This is a genomic window from Streptomyces sp. NPDC058198 (assembly GCF_042882605.1).
GTDB lineage: Bacteria > Actinomycetota > Actinomycetes > Streptomycetales > Streptomycetaceae > Streptomyces.
Genome location: NZ_JBHVVP010000001.1, coordinates 431,896 through 448,483, shown reverse-complemented (window position 1 = coordinate 448,483; position 16,588 = coordinate 431,896). Strand labels below are relative to the sequence as shown.

General features: G+C 69.0%; 16 protein-coding genes. 9 read left to right on the top strand and 7 right to left on the bottom strand.

The features are described from left to right. Nucleotides 1-77: 77 nt before the first annotated feature. From ACFVWW_RS02010 to ACFVWW_RS02000, 3 genes are all read right to left on the bottom strand, one after another. Complete coding sequence (locus ACFVWW_RS02010) at nucleotides 78-1,016, bottom strand: alpha/beta hydrolase (RefSeq protein WP_386875341.1); 939 nt, start codon at nucleotides 1,014-1,016, stop codon at nucleotides 78-80. A gap of 208 nt (nucleotides 1,017-1,224) precedes the next feature. Beyond that, entirely contained in the window at nucleotides 1,225-1,863 is a 639-nt protein-coding gene (locus ACFVWW_RS02005; protein ID WP_386875339.1) for a maleylpyruvate isomerase family mycothiol-dependent enzyme, read from the bottom strand. Continuing rightward, complete coding sequence (locus tag ACFVWW_RS02000) at nucleotides 1,856-2,770, bottom strand: alpha/beta hydrolase (RefSeq protein ID WP_386875337.1); 915 nt, start codon at nucleotides 2,768-2,770, stop codon at nucleotides 1,856-1,858. Before ACFVWW_RS02000 ends, ACFVWW_RS02005 begins: the two co-directional genes overlap by 8 nt. An 85-nt stretch (nucleotides 2,771-2,855) precedes the next feature. Between ACFVWW_RS02000 and ACFVWW_RS01995 the strand changes: the two genes are divergently transcribed. Then, on the top strand, nucleotides 2,856-3,491 hold the full coding sequence (locus ACFVWW_RS01995; RefSeq protein ID WP_386875335.1) for a TetR/AcrR family transcriptional regulator C-terminal domain-containing protein: 636 nt from the start codon (nucleotides 2,856-2,858) through the stop codon (nucleotides 3,489-3,491). A 54-nt stretch (nucleotides 3,492-3,545) separates the two neighbouring features. On the opposite strand, the gene ACFVWW_RS01990 is transcribed toward ACFVWW_RS01995, so the two are convergent. Beyond that, a complete protein-coding gene (locus ACFVWW_RS01990; protein ID WP_386875333.1) occupies nucleotides 3,546-4,469 on the bottom strand; it encodes an AfsA-related hotdog domain-containing protein in 924 nt (307 codons plus the stop codon). Between the two features lie 553 nt (nucleotides 4,470-5,022). Continuing rightward, complete coding sequence (locus tag ACFVWW_RS01985; protein WP_386875331.1) at nucleotides 5,023-5,730, bottom strand: SDR family NAD(P)-dependent oxidoreductase; 708 nt, start codon at nucleotides 5,728-5,730, stop codon at nucleotides 5,023-5,025. Nucleotides 5,731-5,832: 102 nt separating this feature from the next. Here ACFVWW_RS01985 and ACFVWW_RS01980 point away from each other — a divergent pair, with 102 nt between their 5' ends. After that, nucleotides 5,833-6,669 (top strand): helix-turn-helix transcriptional regulator, encoded by an 837-nt coding sequence (locus ACFVWW_RS01980; RefSeq protein ID WP_386875330.1) that lies wholly within the window; start codon nucleotides 5,833-5,835, stop codon nucleotides 6,667-6,669. Between the two features lie 27 nt (nucleotides 6,670-6,696). Here the strand turns inward: ACFVWW_RS01980 and ACFVWW_RS01975 are convergent, their stop codons facing one another. Continuing rightward, a complete protein-coding gene (locus ACFVWW_RS01975; protein ID WP_386875328.1) occupies nucleotides 6,697-7,212 on the bottom strand; it encodes a hypothetical protein in 516 nt (171 codons plus the stop codon). 558 nt (nucleotides 7,213-7,770) lie between these two features. Here ACFVWW_RS01975 and ACFVWW_RS01970 point away from each other — a divergent pair. The 6 genes from ACFVWW_RS01970 to ACFVWW_RS01945 all read left to right on the top strand — a co-directional run bounded on the left by ACFVWW_RS01970 (nucleotide 7,771) and on the right by ACFVWW_RS01945 (nucleotide 14,555). Further along, the gene (locus ACFVWW_RS01970; protein ID WP_386875326.1) at nucleotides 7,771-8,649 is read left to right on the top strand and encodes a WD40 repeat domain-containing protein; all 879 of its coding nucleotides are present in this window, start codon (nucleotides 7,771-7,773) and stop codon (nucleotides 8,647-8,649) included. A 197-nt stretch (nucleotides 8,650-8,846) separates the two neighbouring features. After that, nucleotides 8,847-10,634, top strand: a complete 1,788-nt coding sequence (locus ACFVWW_RS01965) for a hypothetical protein (RefSeq protein WP_386875325.1) — start codon at nucleotides 8,847-8,849, stop codon at nucleotides 10,632-10,634. Between the two features lie 74 nt (nucleotides 10,635-10,708). Next, on the top strand, nucleotides 10,709-11,425 hold the full coding sequence (locus ACFVWW_RS01960; protein WP_386875323.1) for a GntR family transcriptional regulator: 717 nt from the start codon (nucleotides 10,709-10,711) through the stop codon (nucleotides 11,423-11,425). Nucleotides 11,426-11,510: 85 nt separating this feature from the next. Next, complete coding sequence (locus ACFVWW_RS01955; RefSeq protein WP_386875321.1) at nucleotides 11,511-12,839, top strand: MFS transporter; 1,329 nt, start codon at nucleotides 11,511-11,513, stop codon at nucleotides 12,837-12,839. 34 nt (nucleotides 12,840-12,873) lie between these two features. Then, nucleotides 12,874-14,235, top strand: coding sequence for an acyclic terpene utilization AtuA family protein (locus tag ACFVWW_RS01950; RefSeq protein WP_386875319.1), 1,362 nt, complete (start codon nucleotides 12,874-12,876; stop codon nucleotides 14,233-14,235). 2 nt (nucleotides 14,236-14,237) lie between these two features. Then, a complete protein-coding gene (locus tag ACFVWW_RS01945) occupies nucleotides 14,238-14,555 on the top strand; it encodes a DUF4387 domain-containing protein (RefSeq protein ID WP_386875318.1) in 318 nt (105 codons plus the stop codon). Nucleotides 14,556-14,991: 436 nt separating this feature from the next. Here the strand turns inward: ACFVWW_RS01945 and ACFVWW_RS01940 are convergent, their stop codons facing one another. After that, complete coding sequence (locus tag ACFVWW_RS01940; protein WP_386875316.1) at nucleotides 14,992-15,843, bottom strand: maleylpyruvate isomerase family mycothiol-dependent enzyme; 852 nt, start codon at nucleotides 15,841-15,843, stop codon at nucleotides 14,992-14,994. Between ACFVWW_RS01940 and ACFVWW_RS01935 the strand changes: the two genes are divergently transcribed. Beyond that, the gene (locus ACFVWW_RS01935) at nucleotides 15,844-16,473 is read left to right on the top strand and encodes a hypothetical protein (protein WP_386875315.1); all 630 of its coding nucleotides are present in this window, start codon (nucleotides 15,844-15,846) and stop codon (nucleotides 16,471-16,473) included. The last annotated feature ends 115 nt before the right edge of the window (nucleotides 16,474-16,588 follow it).

Below are 16,588 nucleotides of genomic sequence, written 5' to 3'. Positions count from 1 at the left end.
CCTTGTGCGAATGAGTTCGGACGGGCTTGATGGGCGGTGACCGGGGTGCCTGTGGCGGGCTTGCCGGCGGTCCGACGTCACAGGTTCCGAAGGAAATCGACACGATCTGCGAACGCGCTCCGTGCCACGCGGGAGTCGGGTGCGAACTGATCGAAGCCGTGGAATGCGCCGGGGCGTACGGAGAGGTGCACGGCCACGCTGTGTTCCATGAGCCGCTTGGCGTAGGCGACGGTCTCCGCGCAGAAGAGGTCCAGTTGGCCGACCTCGAGGTAGGCCGTTGGCAGATCGTGGAGCGAGTCCGCGCGGGCGACCGAAGCGGTGGGAGGCACGTTGTCGGCGCCGTACGTGTCGCCGAGGTAGGCCTGCCAGCCGGTGGCGTTGTCAGCGACCGACCAGGTAAGGAATGGCTCGACAGCAGGGTCGGCGAGCGCCGTGCGGTCATCGAGCATCGGGTACACGAGGATCTGTGCGGCCACGGGCCCGATCCCACGGTCACGGCACACCAGCGCCGTCGCCGCCGCGAGGCCACCCCCGGCGGAGTCACCCATGAGCGCGACACGCGCCCCGGGCACGCGCTCCGCGGCATGCTGGATTGCCCACTCAACTGCGGCGACACAGTCCTCAACGGCTGCTGGGAACGGCGCTTCGGGCGCCAGGCGGTAGTCGACTGCGATCATCGCGACCCCGGCCTGCGACACATAGCGGCGGCAGACGTGGTCGTATCCCTCGACGCTGCCGGCGATGAGACCACCGCCGTGGACATGGACGACCAGGGCATTCGGCACGTTCGACGGCTTGTACAGGCGTAGCGGGAGGGTGTGCCCGTCCGAAGACGGCACGGTGAAGTCGACCACTTCGGCGCGGTCATCGTGTGCCGCAGCGGCAGCCAACCCGCCATAAAGGGCGTCGATGTTCGCCCGCCGAGTTTTCCAGTCGCCCGCAGCGGGCTGTGTCGGTGGGGCGGCCGCTGCCATCGCGCCGACCGCCTCGAAAAGTTCGTTGTCGATGCTGAGCACGGTGATCCTTCAAGTCGTCGTGAGAGGTGTCCCGGGTCCGCCCGCTCCGCTGTTGCTGGAGCGACCTCCAACTGGGGGCCCGGAGCGAAGTCGAGGCATACCTCATGTTGCGCTGAAACATAACATGAGGCATGCCTCCGATTCGACCCCCGGTCCCCAGCGCTCCGCGCGGCCGGCTGTTCGTACTCGTCGGCCCGGGGAATCGCGCTCACAGCCGGGTTCGCAGGGCGGCGGTGCCGTTGCCGGTGAGGTGGGGCAGGGCGTGACGGCGGCCGGCGAGGACGGAGATGAGGTGCTCGGCGGCGCCGGCGACGTCGAGGTTCTGGTCGCCGGGGCGGTGCCAGTCGGTGTCGGTGGTGCGGAGGGTGAGGCCGCGGGCTCGGGCGCGGGCCGGGATGAACGGGTTGGGGAGGGTCGTCTCGATCTTCAGGACGGCGTTGGCGACCTTCGGAGTGATGCGGGCCGGCCGGTCCAGGGCGAGGGCGATGTCGAGGTGGTGGACGGTGTGGTCGCCGAGCATGAGCGGGGTGGGCAGGAGCCGTCCGATGCCGCGCGGTCGGACGCGGGCCCGGTCGAAGGCGTCGAGGAGCTCGTACGGAGTGTGACGGTGGCCGTGGCGGCGTGAGAGGTCCTCGTTGGCGCTGTCGAAGGATCCGCGGTGGCTTCCCATGGCGACGAGCAGCCGTGGCAGCGGAAGCCGCAGTCCGAGGACGAGGTGGGCGAGGACGTCCTGATTGGTCCAGCCGGCGCACAGGCTGGGGCGGTGCCACTCGTCGTCGGTGAGGGTGCGGGCGAACGAGGAGAAGTCGTCGTCCTGGCGGGCGAGGAGCGCGGCGTGGTCAGTCACGGCCGGCCTCGCTGAGCGCCGTCGGCCGCAGGTGCCGGGTCAAAAACGCGACCTGGTCGCGGATGATGCGGTCGACGAGCGGCGGGTGGTAGACCTCGAAGTGGTCGGCGGGGTAGTGCAGGGCGGTGCCCCGGGGCGCGCGCTGCGCCGTCTTCGCGGCGATCCGCGGGTCCATGAGGGTCTCGTGGTCGGAGACGCAGACCAGGAGTGGGGCCCGGATCGACGCGGCGCGGCGGGAGGCGTTGAGCTTGACGAGTTCGAAACCGACCGAGGCCGTCACGCGGTTGTCGAACGACGCACCGGGCGGAACCATGCCGTACCAGCCGTCCTTGGCCCCGGGCACGGTCACGATCGCGGTCTTTCCGGGGTCGTCGACGAGGGGAACGTAACGGCGCGGCAGGCGGAGTGCGGCGCGGATCAGGTCACTGGTGATCGGGCCGGCGAGCTTCGCGACGGCGCCGATGCCGGAGCTGAATGCCGCGTTCTTGGTGTTCATGACGGGGCACTGCACGACCGCGGCGGCGAGCTCGGGATGTTGGGCTGCCGCGAGCAGGACGTGGGTGGCTCCCATCGAGGTCCCCCACAGGGCGATCCGCGTCGGATCGACGCGCGGGTCCTCGGCGAGGAAGGCCAGCGCCGCGTCGATGTCGGCCAGCTGTCGGGGGATCGAGACCAACTGCCGGGGTATTCCCTCGGAGGCGCCGATGTGCCGGAAGTCGAAGGACAGGACGACCATCCCGGCGTCTGCGAAGGCCTGCTCGTACTGGTCGAGCCGCATGTCGTGGGTGGCGCCGAAGCCGTGGACGAGGACCACGGCCGGGTGGGGGCCGTCGCCGGTCGGACAGGTGATCCACGCGGCGCACCGCTGCCCCTGGGAGAGGAACGAGGTGTGGTGGGTTTCGGGCATGGGTGGGTGTCCTCACTCGGATACGTACGCTGTACGTGTAGTAGATTCGAATACGTACGGCGTACGTGTCAAGTGGAGAGTGACGATGAGAGCCCGGTTCACACTGGCGGAGATCCAGCAGCAGGCGCTGGCCATCGTCGATCGCGACGGCCTGGCCGGGCTGTCGATGCGCTCGCTCGCGGGAGCACTGCGGACGGGCCCGATGACGCTCTACAACTACGTCAATGGCCGCGAGGCGCTTGAGGAACTCGTGGTCGACGCCGTCGCCGCTCGCGTGGACACACCGGAACCCACCGACGACTGGGCCGCCGACACGCGGGCCGCCGCCACCGCCCTGTGGCGCGCGGTCCGGGCGCACCCGGCCGCTGTGCCGCTCCTCCTCACGCGCCGCACGTCCAGCCCGGCAGGTCTGGCCCCGGCGGAGGTCCTGGCCGCCGCCCTCACCCGCTCAGGCCTCGACGGCGCCGATCTGCTCGCCGCCTTCCGGGCCGTCATGGCCTTCGTGATGGGCCTCGCCCAAGCCGAACTCGCCGGCCCTCTCGCGCCGGAGGGTGCCGCGGCCGCCGAGGCCCATCGCATCGAGGCCCTCACGGAGGGCACCCTCCCCGCCCTCTCCCGACTCGCCTCGGTCAGCGCCGACTACGCCGACGAGGAGTTCGACCGGGGGCTCGCCCTCGTCCTCTCGGGGATTCAGCAGGCCGCGGAGCGCGCGCATGCCTGACCCGGCGCCGTAATCGGTTCCCCCGGCGCCGACCGGCGCCGGGGGAGCGGGGTGTCACGGCCTTCGGTCGGCGACGGTCGGCGAGCGGGTGGACGAGCGGGTGGTGGTCACGGAGCCGAGCAGCGCCGCCGTGGCCAGGACGTCGTCGCCCTGCCGGGCGGCGACCCGTACGGCGAACTGCCCGCCTCTCGGCTGCTCACCGGCGGGCGTGGCCGTGATGATCACGGGAGTGCCCGGCTCACCGAACTCCTCGAAGGCCACAGCGCCGGAAGCAAGGGCCCATGTCCGGTCGGCGGACTCCGCGCCCCCACTTCGTGAGGCCATCAGCGACGCGGCCCGGTGGAAGGCTTCGAGCAGGGTCATGCCCGGGATGTGACCACAGCCGCTGCCGAAGCCGGCCGAACATCCGGTGCCCGGTCTCAGCTCCCAGGAATTCTCCCCGGCGGCGGCCAGTGTCACGTCCCGGTCGTGGAGACCGATGACGGCGGGAGCCGACACGCGGTGGACGACGTCGCAGCGGCCGGGGCTGAGTGCCTGCCAGCCCATGCCCACTTGGCCGACGCGCTGTCCCCCCACGTACACGCCGGCGTCCAGCGACATGCCGAACAGATCGGGGTGGTCGGTGTCAACGGTGCAGGTGATATCGATCCGGACGGTCCGGGAGCCGCCGGCCTCCGTTCCGGCTCTCCGTCCGGCCGGCTCCGATGTGTAGTCGACGCTGGTCAGCATGGAGGGACGATGATGCGGAACCCCGTAGTGCAGGTGCGAGAGGTAACAGCTCGCCCGCCGGACGGTCTCGACCAGCAACAGCGGGTCCGCGGGCGCGCCCGGGTCCGCGGACCCGCCCGGGCCCGCCCCGGACGAGGCCCGGTAATACGGCCAGTGCGCTTCCACGGAGTAGCGGTCGGTCTCCGTACGCGTCGCTTCGGTGAGCAGGACGTTCGCGGCGGCGTTCGGGTCCGCCGACGCGCGGATCACGCACGCGCGCCGCGTGAGGTCCGCCGGTAATTCTTCGGTCGCGGTGTTTTCGGGTGCAGCGGCAAACTGTCTCGTGGTGGTCACGGTCAGATCCCCCCAGGGACGTCCTTGTTTTCGAGGCAGCGCACGGGCAACGGGCGTGGTGGGTGGCGAACTGTGCGCGCGATGGCTCGAAAACATACAGACTGGTCGGAATGTTGGACGCTATGATCCGAGCTGCTCAAGAGGAGTGGCCGCGGCGCGGTCAGTCGGAACCGGCCGCCTTCATGGCTTCCCCCTGTACGTGCGCAACGCGTTGCCCGGATTGCCTCCCGGAAAGCTCTACGCTGGCATGTCCCAGACAGGTCGTCAACGGCACTCCAAGGTCGCGGCGGGGGGCGGTCGCGGACATGCGAGCCGCCCCACGCGGACCGTAAAGAGGGCAGGTGGACGGTTTCCCTTGTGGGAGTCCAGGGGCCGGGACCACCGACGCTCCTGTTACTTCACCCAGAATTTACTTGGGGCCCCGCGGAACCGCTCCCGGCACCGGCTTATCAGCGGCTTACCAACCGGCTTACCAGGGGAGGGGTCCTTCGGCGTCGAAGTAGCCTCCGGTGGGGCCGTCGGGCTCCACCTGCGCCATACGGACGATGATCTCGGCGCCCTGCTCGACCGTCTGGATGCCGGTGTTCCCGTTCAGGTCGGTCTTGGTGTAGCCGGGCTCGACCGCGTTGATCCGCATGTCCGGGAACGCCTTCGCGTACTGCACGGTGATCATGTTGACCGCGGTCTTCGAGGCCGGATAGGCCACGCCCGGGTACGCGTACGTTGGGGTGCCCGCGTCGGTGACCCGGGTCAGCGAGCCCAGCCCGCTGCTGAGATTGACCACGACCGGGGCGGCGGAGCGCCGCAGCAGCGGCAGGAACGCGTGAGTGACACGCACCATGCCGAAGACATTTGTCTCGAACGTCTCCCGCATCGTGCCGGCGGTCACGTCCGCGGGGCCGATCACGTTGTTGTCGGCGTCCCTTTCCTCGATTCCCGCGTTGTTGATCAGTACGTCGAGCCCTCCGCCGGCCTCGATGGCCGCGGCGGCAGCCGCCACGGACGCGTCGTCGGTGACGTCGAGCTGGACGGTCCGCGCGCCCAGCCGCTCGGCGGCCCGGCGCCCGCGTTCGGCGTCCCGGCTGCCCAGGTAGACGGTGTGGCCCGCCGCGATGAGTCGGCGGGCGGTCTCGAAGCCGAGACCCTTGTTCGCTCCGGTGATCAGGGTTGTCGTCATGCCTCCAGGTTCCGGTCGCGCGGTGTGATCAGCCAGCGCTCGGATCTTCCTGGGACTGCCAGTACCAGGGAGATCAGCGGTCGGCGGTACACACTGGTGACCATGACGAAAGCGGAGTTCGGGCAGGCGGTGCGCCGTTGGCGCGACCGGGTCTCACCGGAGGCCGCCGGGTTGCCCGCCGGCGGGCAGCGGCGCGCGGCCGGACTGCGCCGTGAGGAGCTGGCCCTGCTGGCCCAGATCTCCGTCGACTACGTCACCCGCCTCGAACAGGGCAGGGCGACCAATCCGTCGGCGCAGGTCGTCGAGGCCCTGGCCCGGGCACTGCGGCTGTCGGGAGACGAGCGCGTACACCTGTTCCGGATGGCCGGCCTCGTACCACCGGGACCGGACACGGTGCCCTCGTACATCACCCCGAGCGTCCAGCGCCTGCTGGACAGACTGGCCGGCACCCCGGTCGCTGTCTACGACGCTGCCTGGACGCTGCTTACGGCCAACCCGCCGTACGCGGCGCTGATGGGCGATCCGTCCAGGTGGCGCGGCAACGAGCGGAACGGCGTGTGGCGGAACTTCCTGGGCCCGGGCAGCCGGGTCCGGCACACACCGCGCGAACAGCGCGCGTTCGAGGCCGGACTCGTCGCCGACCTCCGGGCGACCGCCGGCCGGTACCCGGCCGATCAGCACCTGCGGCGGCTGGTCGCGGAACTGCGCCTGAACAGTGGCCGGTTCGCCGAACTGTGGGACGCGGGCGCCGTCGGCCACCACGCGGCCGCGCGCAAGACCGTCGAGCATCCGCACGTGGGCCCCCTGACGCTGGACTGCGACGTTCTCACCGTGGCGGGCAGCGATCTGCGCATCATGATCTACACGGCCGAGCCCGGCACTCAGGACGCCGAACGCCTTGCGCTGCTCGCCGTGCTCGGCACCCAGTCACTCGTCTGATATCCGCGCCAGTCGGCGCCGAGCCGGTTACCCGGGCCTGACCGAGGTGTACAGCAACTGCCCTTTGCCGAGTGGTTGTTCCGCGACCTCGCCCCGCCACAGCAGCAGGCCGTGCCGCCGCTCCCAGCGGGCCGCTACGCAGGCCCGCGTCAGCCACTCCACCGACAGCGGCAGCGGGTACAGGGCAGCCCACGGAGACCAGAAGAGGGCCGCGATCAGCGACGGCACGAGGAGCATGAGGAGGAACGGCCAGCTGAAGAGGCGTTGGCGCACCGGGGCGTTGCCGCTGGGCAGGACCGCTTCGGGATCGTTCAGCGGCATTGCCGCCTTGAAGGTCCGCACCTCGCCGATCCCCGGGACCGGGGAAGCCGCGAAGAGCGCCCCGAGTGCGCCGAGGCCGAACAGGAAGAGGACGACCAGCCGCCCATGGCTGTCGTCCTCCGCCGGAATCCCGCGCACGCTGAAGGCCACCAACGTGCCGACGGCGGAGGCGCACACCGCCGTTGTGACCCCCGTCAGCTGATGGTGGACGTATCTGACCATCGAATCCCCCTCCACGGCCCCGAAGCGGAGGGCCACCCCACCCCGACACACCCGCCCCGCCCCACAACCGCCGCCCACCGTAGTTCGACCCCACCCGGCCCAACCACCGGCCGACCTGAACGGCCGATGAACGCCAAGAGATCCACCCGGGCTCGGCAGACCCCCCACCGCACCGACGGCGCGATGTTCCTACGCGACCCAGCGGGGCCTGCGCCCGAGCCCCTGCACCCGGACGAACCTTGGCAATGCCCACCCCCGAGTGCCGTGGACGACGCCATACTTGACGTCGCATCAGTTCTGCTGAGGGGGGCAACCGCAGTGGCACTCAATATGAATCTTCTGCGTGGCTTGCACGTGTTGACGTTCCGGATCCTTCGGGTGCGTGTGCTGTTGGGTGTAGTCCTCGTGCTGGCTCTGTTCCAGGTGCTCTCAGTGGGGCAGGCGCTTCTCACCGCGACGGGGGTCGTGGTGGTACTGGTCGCCCTCAGGCTGGTGATCCGGAAGAAGCTCGCTCCCAGGTTCAGTGCTGTGTGCCAAGTCCGCGTGGGTGAGAGGACCTTGCTCGCGTTCGCTGGCTCCCAACGGGTGATCAGGGTCGGCGATCCGCTCTCTGGCGACGTGGTCAGCATGCTGATGGGGCACCGGGGGTGGGTGAACGCCCTGTGCGAGGTGGAGACCGGCGGCAGGATCCTGCTGGCCTCCGGCGGGAGGGACCGGACGGTACGGCTGTGGGATCCGGGTACGGGCAGGCAGGTCTCCGTCCTCAAGGGGGCGAGCGCCGCTGTGAGCGGTGTGTGCCACGTACGGGTGGGGGACGGGACACTGCTGGCCGCCGGTGGGGAGGACGGGCTGATCCATGTGTGGGAGCCGGGCTCCGGTGAGCACGTTCGTGTCCTCTCGCCCGGAGCCGGCGAGGTCCTGGAGGTGTGCGCGGTACGGTCCGGGGGCCGGGACCTGCTCGCCTCGGCACACGTGGATCGGAGCGTACGACTGTGGGAGCCGGCCACGGGGGAGCAGGTGCGGCAACTGAGCGGTCATGAAGGCTGGCCGAACGCCCTGTGCCAGATAGAGACCGCGAACGGGATCCTGCTCGCCTCGGCCGGCACCGACGAGAAGATTCGGCTGTGGAATCCGGCCACCGGAGAGCAACTCCACGTCATGGAGGACGACTTCGGCTGGCTGCACGCCCTCTGCCAGATCACGGTGGGCGAGCGGCACCTGCTGGCCTCCGGCGGTGACGGGCCGGGTGTGAAGCTCTGGGATCCGAACACCGGAGAGCAGACGGGCACCGTGGGCGGTGCCCCGTTCCTCCTGGGGCCCTACGGCTGCGGGTGGGTGCGAGCCCTGTGCCAGATCCAGGTCGACGGCGAACCGAGGATCGCCACAGGTGGGTACGACAAGCGGGTGGAGACCTGGCGCCTCGGGGAGCAGAGCTAGGGCGTGTCGCGCTCGGCCGGGCCCAGGAGTGAATGGGTCCGGTCGGCGTTCGGTCTGGGCCCAGATCTGGGCCCAGATCTGGGCCTGACCTGGGCCTTGACCTGGGTCCACGGACCCTCCCGTGATCGCTTCCTCCGCTCCTACGCTGCCCACGGCAGACGGGGGTCGCTCGAGCGCGAAGCGCAGGGGGCACACGTATGACGTCAAGACGCGTAACGGACCGAGGGCAGACCGCGGTCGAATACATCGGCCTCATAGCCGTGGTGACTCTGCTGATCGGCGCCATCGGGGCCGTGACCATCTCGACCGGGTTGCACGACAGCTTCGAAAGAGCCTTGTGCCGCCTGGTGCAGGGGGGCGGAGACGGTGGTTCCTGCGACTCCGGCAACCTCGCTGATGGTGGTCAGGGCTCCCCCGGATCGCAGCCGCCCGGATCGAAGACCGGGCCGGACGAACCGGTCACCGATCCGGAATCCGCCCCGTCCTCCGGACCGACGGACGATCCGAGCGCGAAGGATCCGTTCCAGCCCGCCAAGTGCCTGCTTGCCGTGGATGACACGAAGGACACCGTGGTCGTCCAGATCCTGTTCATCAAGATCAGCTCCTCGGAGCAGGTCAAGCTCTCGCAGTGGTCCGACGGATCGGTCACCCTGGAGCGAATGAGTACGACCGGTGGCGGCGTCACCGCGTCGATCGACGCGAGCATTCCGGGTCTGAAGAAGTGGGGCGGCGGCGCGTCGCTCAGCGGCAGTTACATGCGCGGCAGCGGCAGCGGCGGGCAGTGGATGTTCAACGCGCACAAGACGGATGACCCGAACGTCGACCTCGCGGCGAACCTCGAAGAGGCGAAGCAGTTCTCCGAATACCTCAAGGAAGCCGAGAAGTGCCGTAACAAGCCGGGACCTCGCGCGGCCGAACTGGGCATGCTCTGCAGTTACCACGCCGACAAGGACAAGCCGGACGTGGAGCCGGAGCGCGCTCCGGACGTCGACATCACCAAGACCACCACCGAGGCGTCGGGAAGCGTCAGCTTCGGCGGCACCTACGCGAAGAACGACAAAGAGGTCGCGGCGCTGCGCAAGACCATCGCCGACGAAGTGACCAGGAACAACCCGGGCGTCAAGGGAGAGGCCCTGGACAAGCTCATCAAGAACGCCCAGTCCAAAAGCATCATCAAGGACGTGCCGGAGACCAAGAGCGTCGGCAACATCTCCGCCGAGGGCGTGTCGGGCGTGCTCAGCAAGGATGTGGTCGTCATGCGCCACAAGACCGGCCCGAACGCCGGCAAGATCACCTTCGTTTACACCTTCTCGCTCAACGGTTCGGTCGGCCCCGGCGGCCAGGCGAGCGGATCGCGGATGCAGCAGGTGGCCGTCACCTACGACGCGGAGGCGTACGACCGCGAGGAGAAGGACGGCCTTTCGCACCATCCGCAGAAATTGAAGATCACCACGAGCCAGGAGAGCGGCGGAAACGAAGGTGTCTCCCTCGGCGGCGGCGCCAACGCGGGCCCGGTGACCATCGACGTCGGCGGTGGCGGCGGCAAGACCGAGTCGGAACTGCACACCGAGGCGGCCGAGGTGGACCTCTCCGACGAGAAGGACAGCACCACGGCCGAGGACTGGCTGCGCGGACGCGGCAGCAACCCGGCCGACGAGGCCATGCCGTCCCCCTCCTCCATAGCCGAGCCGCTGCCGGCGGACGCCTCCGCGCTCCAGCGCCTGCTGCACGACAAGGGTCAGTTGCAGCGACTGGACTACAAGGTCAACACCGACTGGTGGAACGCCTCGCTCGGTATCGGATTCGGCTTGTCGGCAGGACAGTTCAGTCTCGGATTCAAACTCTTCGGTATCGACATCACCCATGAGCACCGCCGGCAGACCCTGACCGGCAACCCGACCTACGCGAGCGCTCCGCTCGCCGACGGCACCCGGCCCTGGAAGGACTTCACCAACTGCTCCCGGACCAAGCCCGTCGCAAGCTGAGGCGCGGGCGGTGTCCCCGAAAGGCGCCTGGAACCTATTGACTGTTTGCTATAGCAGCAGCCACTCTTGCGACCATGAGCAACAACCCGCTCGGCCACATGGAGACCACGTCGCTGGCCGACCAGGCCTACCGGCGGCTTCGCGATGCGGTGCGTGAGGGTGCCCTGCGGCCCGGTGAGAAGATCACCGAACGTGATCTCGCCGCCCGCCTCGGCGTCAGCCCCACCCCGGTGCGCGAGGCGCTGCGCCAGCTCGTACACGAGAAGGTCGTTGAAAGGGTCGGGCCCCGGGCCCTGCGGATCGCGGACCATTCCGCCTCCGCTCTCTCGGAGGTCGTGGAGGCCGAAGTGCGGCTCTCCGCCCTGATGGCCCGTCTGGCCGCCCGCAACGCCACCGATGCCCAGCTCGCCGAGCTGACCGATCTCCTTGACCGGGCTGACCGCCTGGTCGCACAGACGGAGCAGACGGTGGCCGAGCACGGGCCGGATGCCGAGGTGGCCGAGCGGCTCACCGCCGTCTTCCGACTGCTGCGCCAGTTCCACCACCAGGTGGAGGCCTCTGTCGGGAACCCCGTCCTGGAGGGCCTGCTGCACCAGGCCCGCGCCTTCAGCGACGAGGAGCGCCTGGACCTGACCATCAAGCTGGCCCCGGAGCGGGCCGAGTCGTTCCGCCGCCGCTACCGCGAACACCGAGGTCTGCTCGACGCCTTGCTCGAACGGGACGAAGAACGGGCCGAGCAGCTCGCCATGCATCACCACCGCGAAGCGCTGATCCAGCTCTCCAGCAGCTGATCCCCCAACCGTCTGCTCGTCGGCCCCGCAGGGGCGGTCGTCGAACAGGCACTTTGTTGCTATAGCATATGGCAAGGAGCCCGCCATGATGCACGACACGCATCCGCCCTCCCCCGGCGGGGCGCCGACCACTCTGCCCCCAGCGGCCACCGCCTCCGCCCGGATGAGCGGCAGCACGGTCCTGTGGGTGACCCTGGCGGTCTTCGCCCAAGAATCGGTGTGGAACTTCTACGACGCCCAAGTTCCCTCCCAGCTGCGCCACTACCTCACCTCGGCCGGACTGGTGGGACTGATCATGGGCATGGACAACGTGCTCGGCGTCATCGTCCAGCCGTGGATGGGCTTCCTCTCCGACCGCCGGGCGGGCGGCCGTCTTGGGCGCTGGCCGATCATCCTGGCCGGTGCCTGCCTCGCCGCGGTGCCCTTCGCACTGATCCCATGGACACGCAGCCTGCCTGCCCTCATGGCCTGCGTCGTCTGCTTCGCGCTCATCGCCAACGCCTTCAAAGGCATCACCGAGACCCTGGTCTCCGACTACATCGCGCCGGAGAACCGCAGCAAGGCCCAGGGATTCGTCAAAGCCGGCGTCAGCCTCACCATCGTGATTTCCTCACTGGTCAGCCTGCTGGTGGTCGACCGCAGCCTCACCCTGGCCTTCGCCATCCCCCCGGCGCTCATGCTGATCATGCTCGGCGTGTCCTGGACCTTCCTGGGCCGCCGCCACAACGGGACGGTTCTGCCCACGCACACTGACGCCTCAGATGGTGCCGACACGAGTACGGCGGCGGAGTTCTCCTCGCCATGGGCAGTGGTCAAAGACCTCGTCCGGGATCCCTCCGGTTCCCGGATGCTGCTGATGGTCGGCATCTTCTGCTTCGCCGGCATGTGGTCCGCGCTGCGCTCCCTGCTCACCCCGTACGGCACCGAAGTGCTGGGCCTGTCCCGCGGAACCGCGGGCGGCCTGGCACTGCCCGGTGCGGTCGCCTTCCTGATCGCGGTCGTGCCCATCGCCTACGTGTCGGGACGCCTGGGCCAGGTGCGCGCGATCCGGTACGGCGTGGGTCTGTTCGTCGTGGGACTGGTGGCCGGATCCATCAACCCGAGCCCCACGACGACGATCGTCTCCATGGTCCTGAGCTCCATCGGGTACGCCGTCTTCGCCGTCAACGCCTTGGTCGCGCTGTGGAATCTGGCCCCCAATGACCGCGTGCTGGGCACCTACACCGGTCTCTACACCGTCGCCTCGGCCACCGGGATGGCGTTGGGGCCCGCGCTCCTTGGGATCACCGTCGACCTCACGGGGTGGCGCTTCATGTTCCTGAACGCCGCCGTCTTCGGCGCCATTACCTTCACCGTCTTCACCCGCCTCGCCCGCAAAGCCACCGGGGAGAACACCATCCCCCGGGCAACCTGACGCCCCGGCACAGAGCGCACAGAAAGACCTCCCCATGGACTTCCGTATCCTCGCCCCCACTGGCGCCCTGGGCGCCGGGTTCGACGCCGACGCCTTCCGGCGCGGCGTCGCCGCCCGACCTCACGTCATCGCCTGTGATGCCGGATCCACCGACTCCGGCCCCGCAGCCCTCGGCTCCGGAACCCCCAAGCTCTCCGCCCAGGCCGTCACCCGTGATCTGCGCCTGCTACTCAAGGCCCGTGACGAACTCGGCGTACCTCTCATCATCGGCTCGTGCGGCACCAGCGGCCGTGACGTGGGCGTCGACTGGGTGGCCGGTCTTGCCCGCACCATCGCAGCCGAGGAGAACCTGCACTTCAAGCTCGGCCTGCTCTACGCCGACCAGAGCGCGGAACGCCTCCAGACCCTGTACGACGAGGGCCGCATCCAAGCCCTGCCCAACGCCCCGGAAATCGAGCGGGAGTTGTTCGCGCGCAGCCACACCGTCGCGATGATGGGTGTCGAGCCCATCCAGCAGGCCCTGGCCACCGGCTGCGAGGTCATCCTGGCCGGGCGGGCCAGCGACACCGCGCTGTTCGCCGCACTGCCGCACATGCAGGGCGCCGACCCGGGCCTGACCTGGCACATGGCCAAAACCATCGAGTGCGGAGCGGCCTGCGCCATCCCGCCCTCCGCCAACGGCCTGCTGGTCCACCTGCGCGAGGACCACTTCGACGTCACCACCCTCACCGAAGGCACTCGTCTGACCCCCCGCTCCGTGGCCGCCCACACCCTGTACGAGAACGCCGACCCGTTCCACATTCTGGAGCCGTCCGGCACCCTGGACACCACCCACGCGACCTACGAAGCCATCGACGAGCAGACCGTCCGGGTCTCCGGCGCCGGTTATCTGCCGGCCGACGGCTACACCAACAAGCTCGAAGGCTCCGAACTCGTCGGCTACCAGACCGTCATCATCGGCGGCGTACGCGACAAGGTCGTCATCCAGCGCCTGCCCGAACTGTTGCCCTTTGCCGAGAAGTACTTCGAAGCGAAGATCCTTGACGTCTTCGACGGCCAGGTCGACCCCGGCACCATTGACATCAACTACCGGCTCTACGGGGCGGGAGCAGTCCTCGGCGACCGCGAACCCGACACGCTCGCACCCGAAGAGCTGGGCGTGCTCATCACGGTCACCGCGCCCGACCAGGCGACCGCACACGCTATTTCCACCTTTGTGGCTCACGCCTCCAGCCATCTGCCCATCCCCGAGTACGACGGCCTGGTCTCCACCCTGGCCTACCCCTACTCGCCGCCCGAGATGGACCGCGGCCCGCTGTACCGCTTCACCCTCAACCACGTCGCGACCGGTATCACGCCCACCGAACTGTTCCGCACCACCACCGAAGAGGTCTGACCATGGCCACCCTGCTCGACTACTGCTCCCTGGTCCGCTCCAAGAACGCCGGACCCTTCACCCTCACCTTCGACTTCATGTGCCGTGACGAACACACCTACCAAGCGCTCGTCGATACCGGCTTCCTCACCCCGGGCTTGTTCGCCGAGATCTTCAAACGCGACGAAGACCAGATCCTCGTCGTCAACCACCCCGGCGCGCTGGCGGTCAAGGTCTCCCTGCCGCGCCCGACCGGCCAGGGCGACCTTCGCGACAGCGACTGCTACGCCGGGCAGCAGTACGCCCCGCTGATGGCGATGAATCTGCCCGACCTGTGCTGAGGCGCCGACCGTCGCCACCCCAGAGCAGCGCGGGTTCGCCCGCTGGGCGGGAGGGGGCCAAGGGGGAATTTCGCCCGACAGGCTGGGGGTTGCTCGACGACGCGCTCTTGGCGACCCTCGTCTCTTCCCTGTCCCCGACTGAACCGCCCGCGTGGCCCTGCCCTCCAGCCTCCCCGGAGGGCTCCTGAGAGCAAGTCCCTCCCCTCGCCCTTACCGGTGCCAGGGGCGTCGGCTTTCAGCGCGACAACGGCGCAAGCGATGTGGTCATGCCTCATTCACCATCCCCGCAACTGGGGCAGTTGGCCCTCGGCAACTGACCGCACATCCAGGTTCTGACGTCCCGGCTCCTCGGCAGGCTCAACTTGAATGGGTGATGTCGGTCTGTGGCCATGTAGGCCAACGACGGGCGGTCGAGGGTGTCTCGGCGGCCCGGTCCTCAGTAGACGATGGACACGATCTGACAGGCGGCTTCGGCAAGCTGACGATCCCCACGGATGTGGGCGCGTGTCAGGGCAGTACTGGGCTCGATGCTACGCGTGCACAAGCGCCAGGCAGTCTCCGAGTCCAGCGTCACCGATGCCGTCGGCTGCCCATTGGGTGCCGCGGCAAGTGACCATCGGCCCTTCATTGCTGTCACGGTCCACGTGCCGCCAGCCGGACCACTGATGTCCATCTGGACCTTCGTCCCGACGGCTGCAGAGGTGCCACGCATCGTGTGGGGCAGGGCCCGCATGAAGGTGTCCAGGACCGTGGCAAGGGCCCTGGGCTCCGGATCCGTGCCACGGCCAGTAGCACGGCGGATCTGCTGGCGGTGCGTCCAGTACTCGGTGAACTCCCGTGCGATGTCGAGCCATGTGGGTGCCGGGTCTGCCCCTGCCCAGGACACTGCCAGTCCCGCCGTACCGAGGCCGGCGGCCTCGAATTGACGGTTGACCTGAGTACCTGCCAGTTCTAGGGCGTCGATGAGCTCGGCCGGGCTGTGGCCGGTGTGGAGATCGATCCAGTCTTGGTTGACGCGATGGATGAACGCTTCCAGGGTTTCACCGGGTGCGGAGGCAGGCTGAAATCCGTTTGTGCTCCAGCCGAGGCGACCGCGGTAGTCGCCGAGGATGTGTGCGGCGAGGTCATGCACGCTCCAGCCCGGGACCGCCAGCTCGTTCCATTCGGTGGCCGGCAGTGCGCGCAGCAGGTCCAAGAGTGAGGCCAGTTCCGGCCCGAACAGAGGGCGGGCGTCGATCGGTGTGCCGAGCCAGGAGGCGTCGGACACGCCGTTGGTCTGGGGACTCATATGCGGAGCCTGGCAGTCTGCGACGCCGGCCTGCCAGCGAATACTGCCTTCGCGTGGAGCCCATACCGGTTCCGTCAGCCATCCAAGAGGAGTCCCGCGCCAGCTGGGCAGCCTTCGATCAGCTCCGGCCGGTACTGCCAGCATCTTGAGCTTGCGCTTCACAGCGCGGGTAACCCGGCGAAGGTCAGCGGAGGCAAGAGCACGATCCTGCGGTTCTCCCGTGCCACTACGGCTGAGGAGCTGTTCACCGGTCAGTGGCAAAGCCGCACGACCAAGCTCGACGCCTACAAGCCCTACCTCGACCAGCGCTGGCAGGAAGGCTGCACCAGTGCCTGGAAGCTGTGGGAGGAGATCAGAAAACGGGGCTATCCGGACGGCTACGGCAACGTCCGCAACTACGTGAGCAGAAGTCTGCGGGGCAAACCCCAGCCGGTCGGGCCCCGGCCGCCATCGGCCCGCGCCGTGACCCGCCGGCTCCTGACTCACCCGGACGCCCTGATCGAGAGCGACCGGGTCCAGCTCAAGGCCGTGCTGGCCAACTGCCCCGAGCTGGAGGCCCTCGGCCGGCGCCCAGTCCAGGTCCAGCATGTCCGATGCCGGCGGATCCCAGCGAGGACCGCCGTCTGGTGACGCGCTGGCTGACTGGCGGCAGGCGGCGAGATACTCCGCCGGCATGCGGGCGAGCTGCTGGGTGACGGCCATGATGGCAGTATCTCGGCGATGTCCACCGGATTCTCCGGCGCTC

What these genes read in the sequence shown, in the direction of transcription:
- ACFVWW_RS02000 (WP_386875337.1), bottom strand. Translation starts at nt 2,770, where the DNA reads ATGCCCGAAACCCACCACACCTCGTTCCTCTCCCAGGGGCAGCGGTGC.
- ACFVWW_RS01995 (WP_386875335.1), top strand. Translation starts at nt 2,856, where the DNA reads ATGAGAGCCCGGTTCACACTGGCGGAGATCCAGCAGCAGGCGCTGGCC.
- ACFVWW_RS01985 (WP_386875331.1), bottom strand. Translation starts at nt 5,730, where the DNA reads ATGACGACAACCCTGATCACCGGAGCGAACAAGGGTCTCGGCTTCGAG.
- ACFVWW_RS01980 (WP_386875330.1), top strand. Translation starts at nt 5,833, where the DNA reads ATGACGAAAGCGGAGTTCGGGCAGGCGGTGCGCCGTTGGCGCGACCGG.
- ACFVWW_RS01975 (WP_386875328.1), bottom strand. Translation starts at nt 7,212, where the DNA reads ATGGTCAGATACGTCCACCATCAGCTGACGGGGGTCACAACGGCGGTG.
- ACFVWW_RS01965 (WP_386875325.1), top strand. Translation starts at nt 8,847, where the DNA reads ATGACGTCAAGACGCGTAACGGACCGAGGGCAGACCGCGGTCGAATAC.
- ACFVWW_RS01960 (WP_386875323.1), top strand. Translation starts at nt 10,709, where the DNA reads ATGAGCAACAACCCGCTCGGCCACATGGAGACCACGTCGCTGGCCGAC.
- ACFVWW_RS01955 (WP_386875321.1), top strand. Translation starts at nt 11,511, where the DNA reads ATGATGCACGACACGCATCCGCCCTCCCCCGGCGGGGCGCCGACCACT.
- ACFVWW_RS01950 (WP_386875319.1), top strand. Translation starts at nt 12,874, where the DNA reads ATGGACTTCCGTATCCTCGCCCCCACTGGCGCCCTGGGCGCCGGGTTC.
- ACFVWW_RS01945 (WP_386875318.1), top strand. Translation starts at nt 14,238, where the DNA reads ATGGCCACCCTGCTCGACTACTGCTCCCTGGTCCGCTCCAAGAACGCC.
- ACFVWW_RS01940 (WP_386875316.1), bottom strand. Translation starts at nt 15,843, where the DNA reads ATGAGTCCCCAGACCAACGGCGTGTCCGACGCCTCCTGGCTCGGCACA.
- ACFVWW_RS01935 (WP_386875315.1), top strand. Translation starts at nt 15,844, where the DNA reads ATGCGGAGCCTGGCAGTCTGCGACGCCGGCCTGCCAGCGAATACTGCC.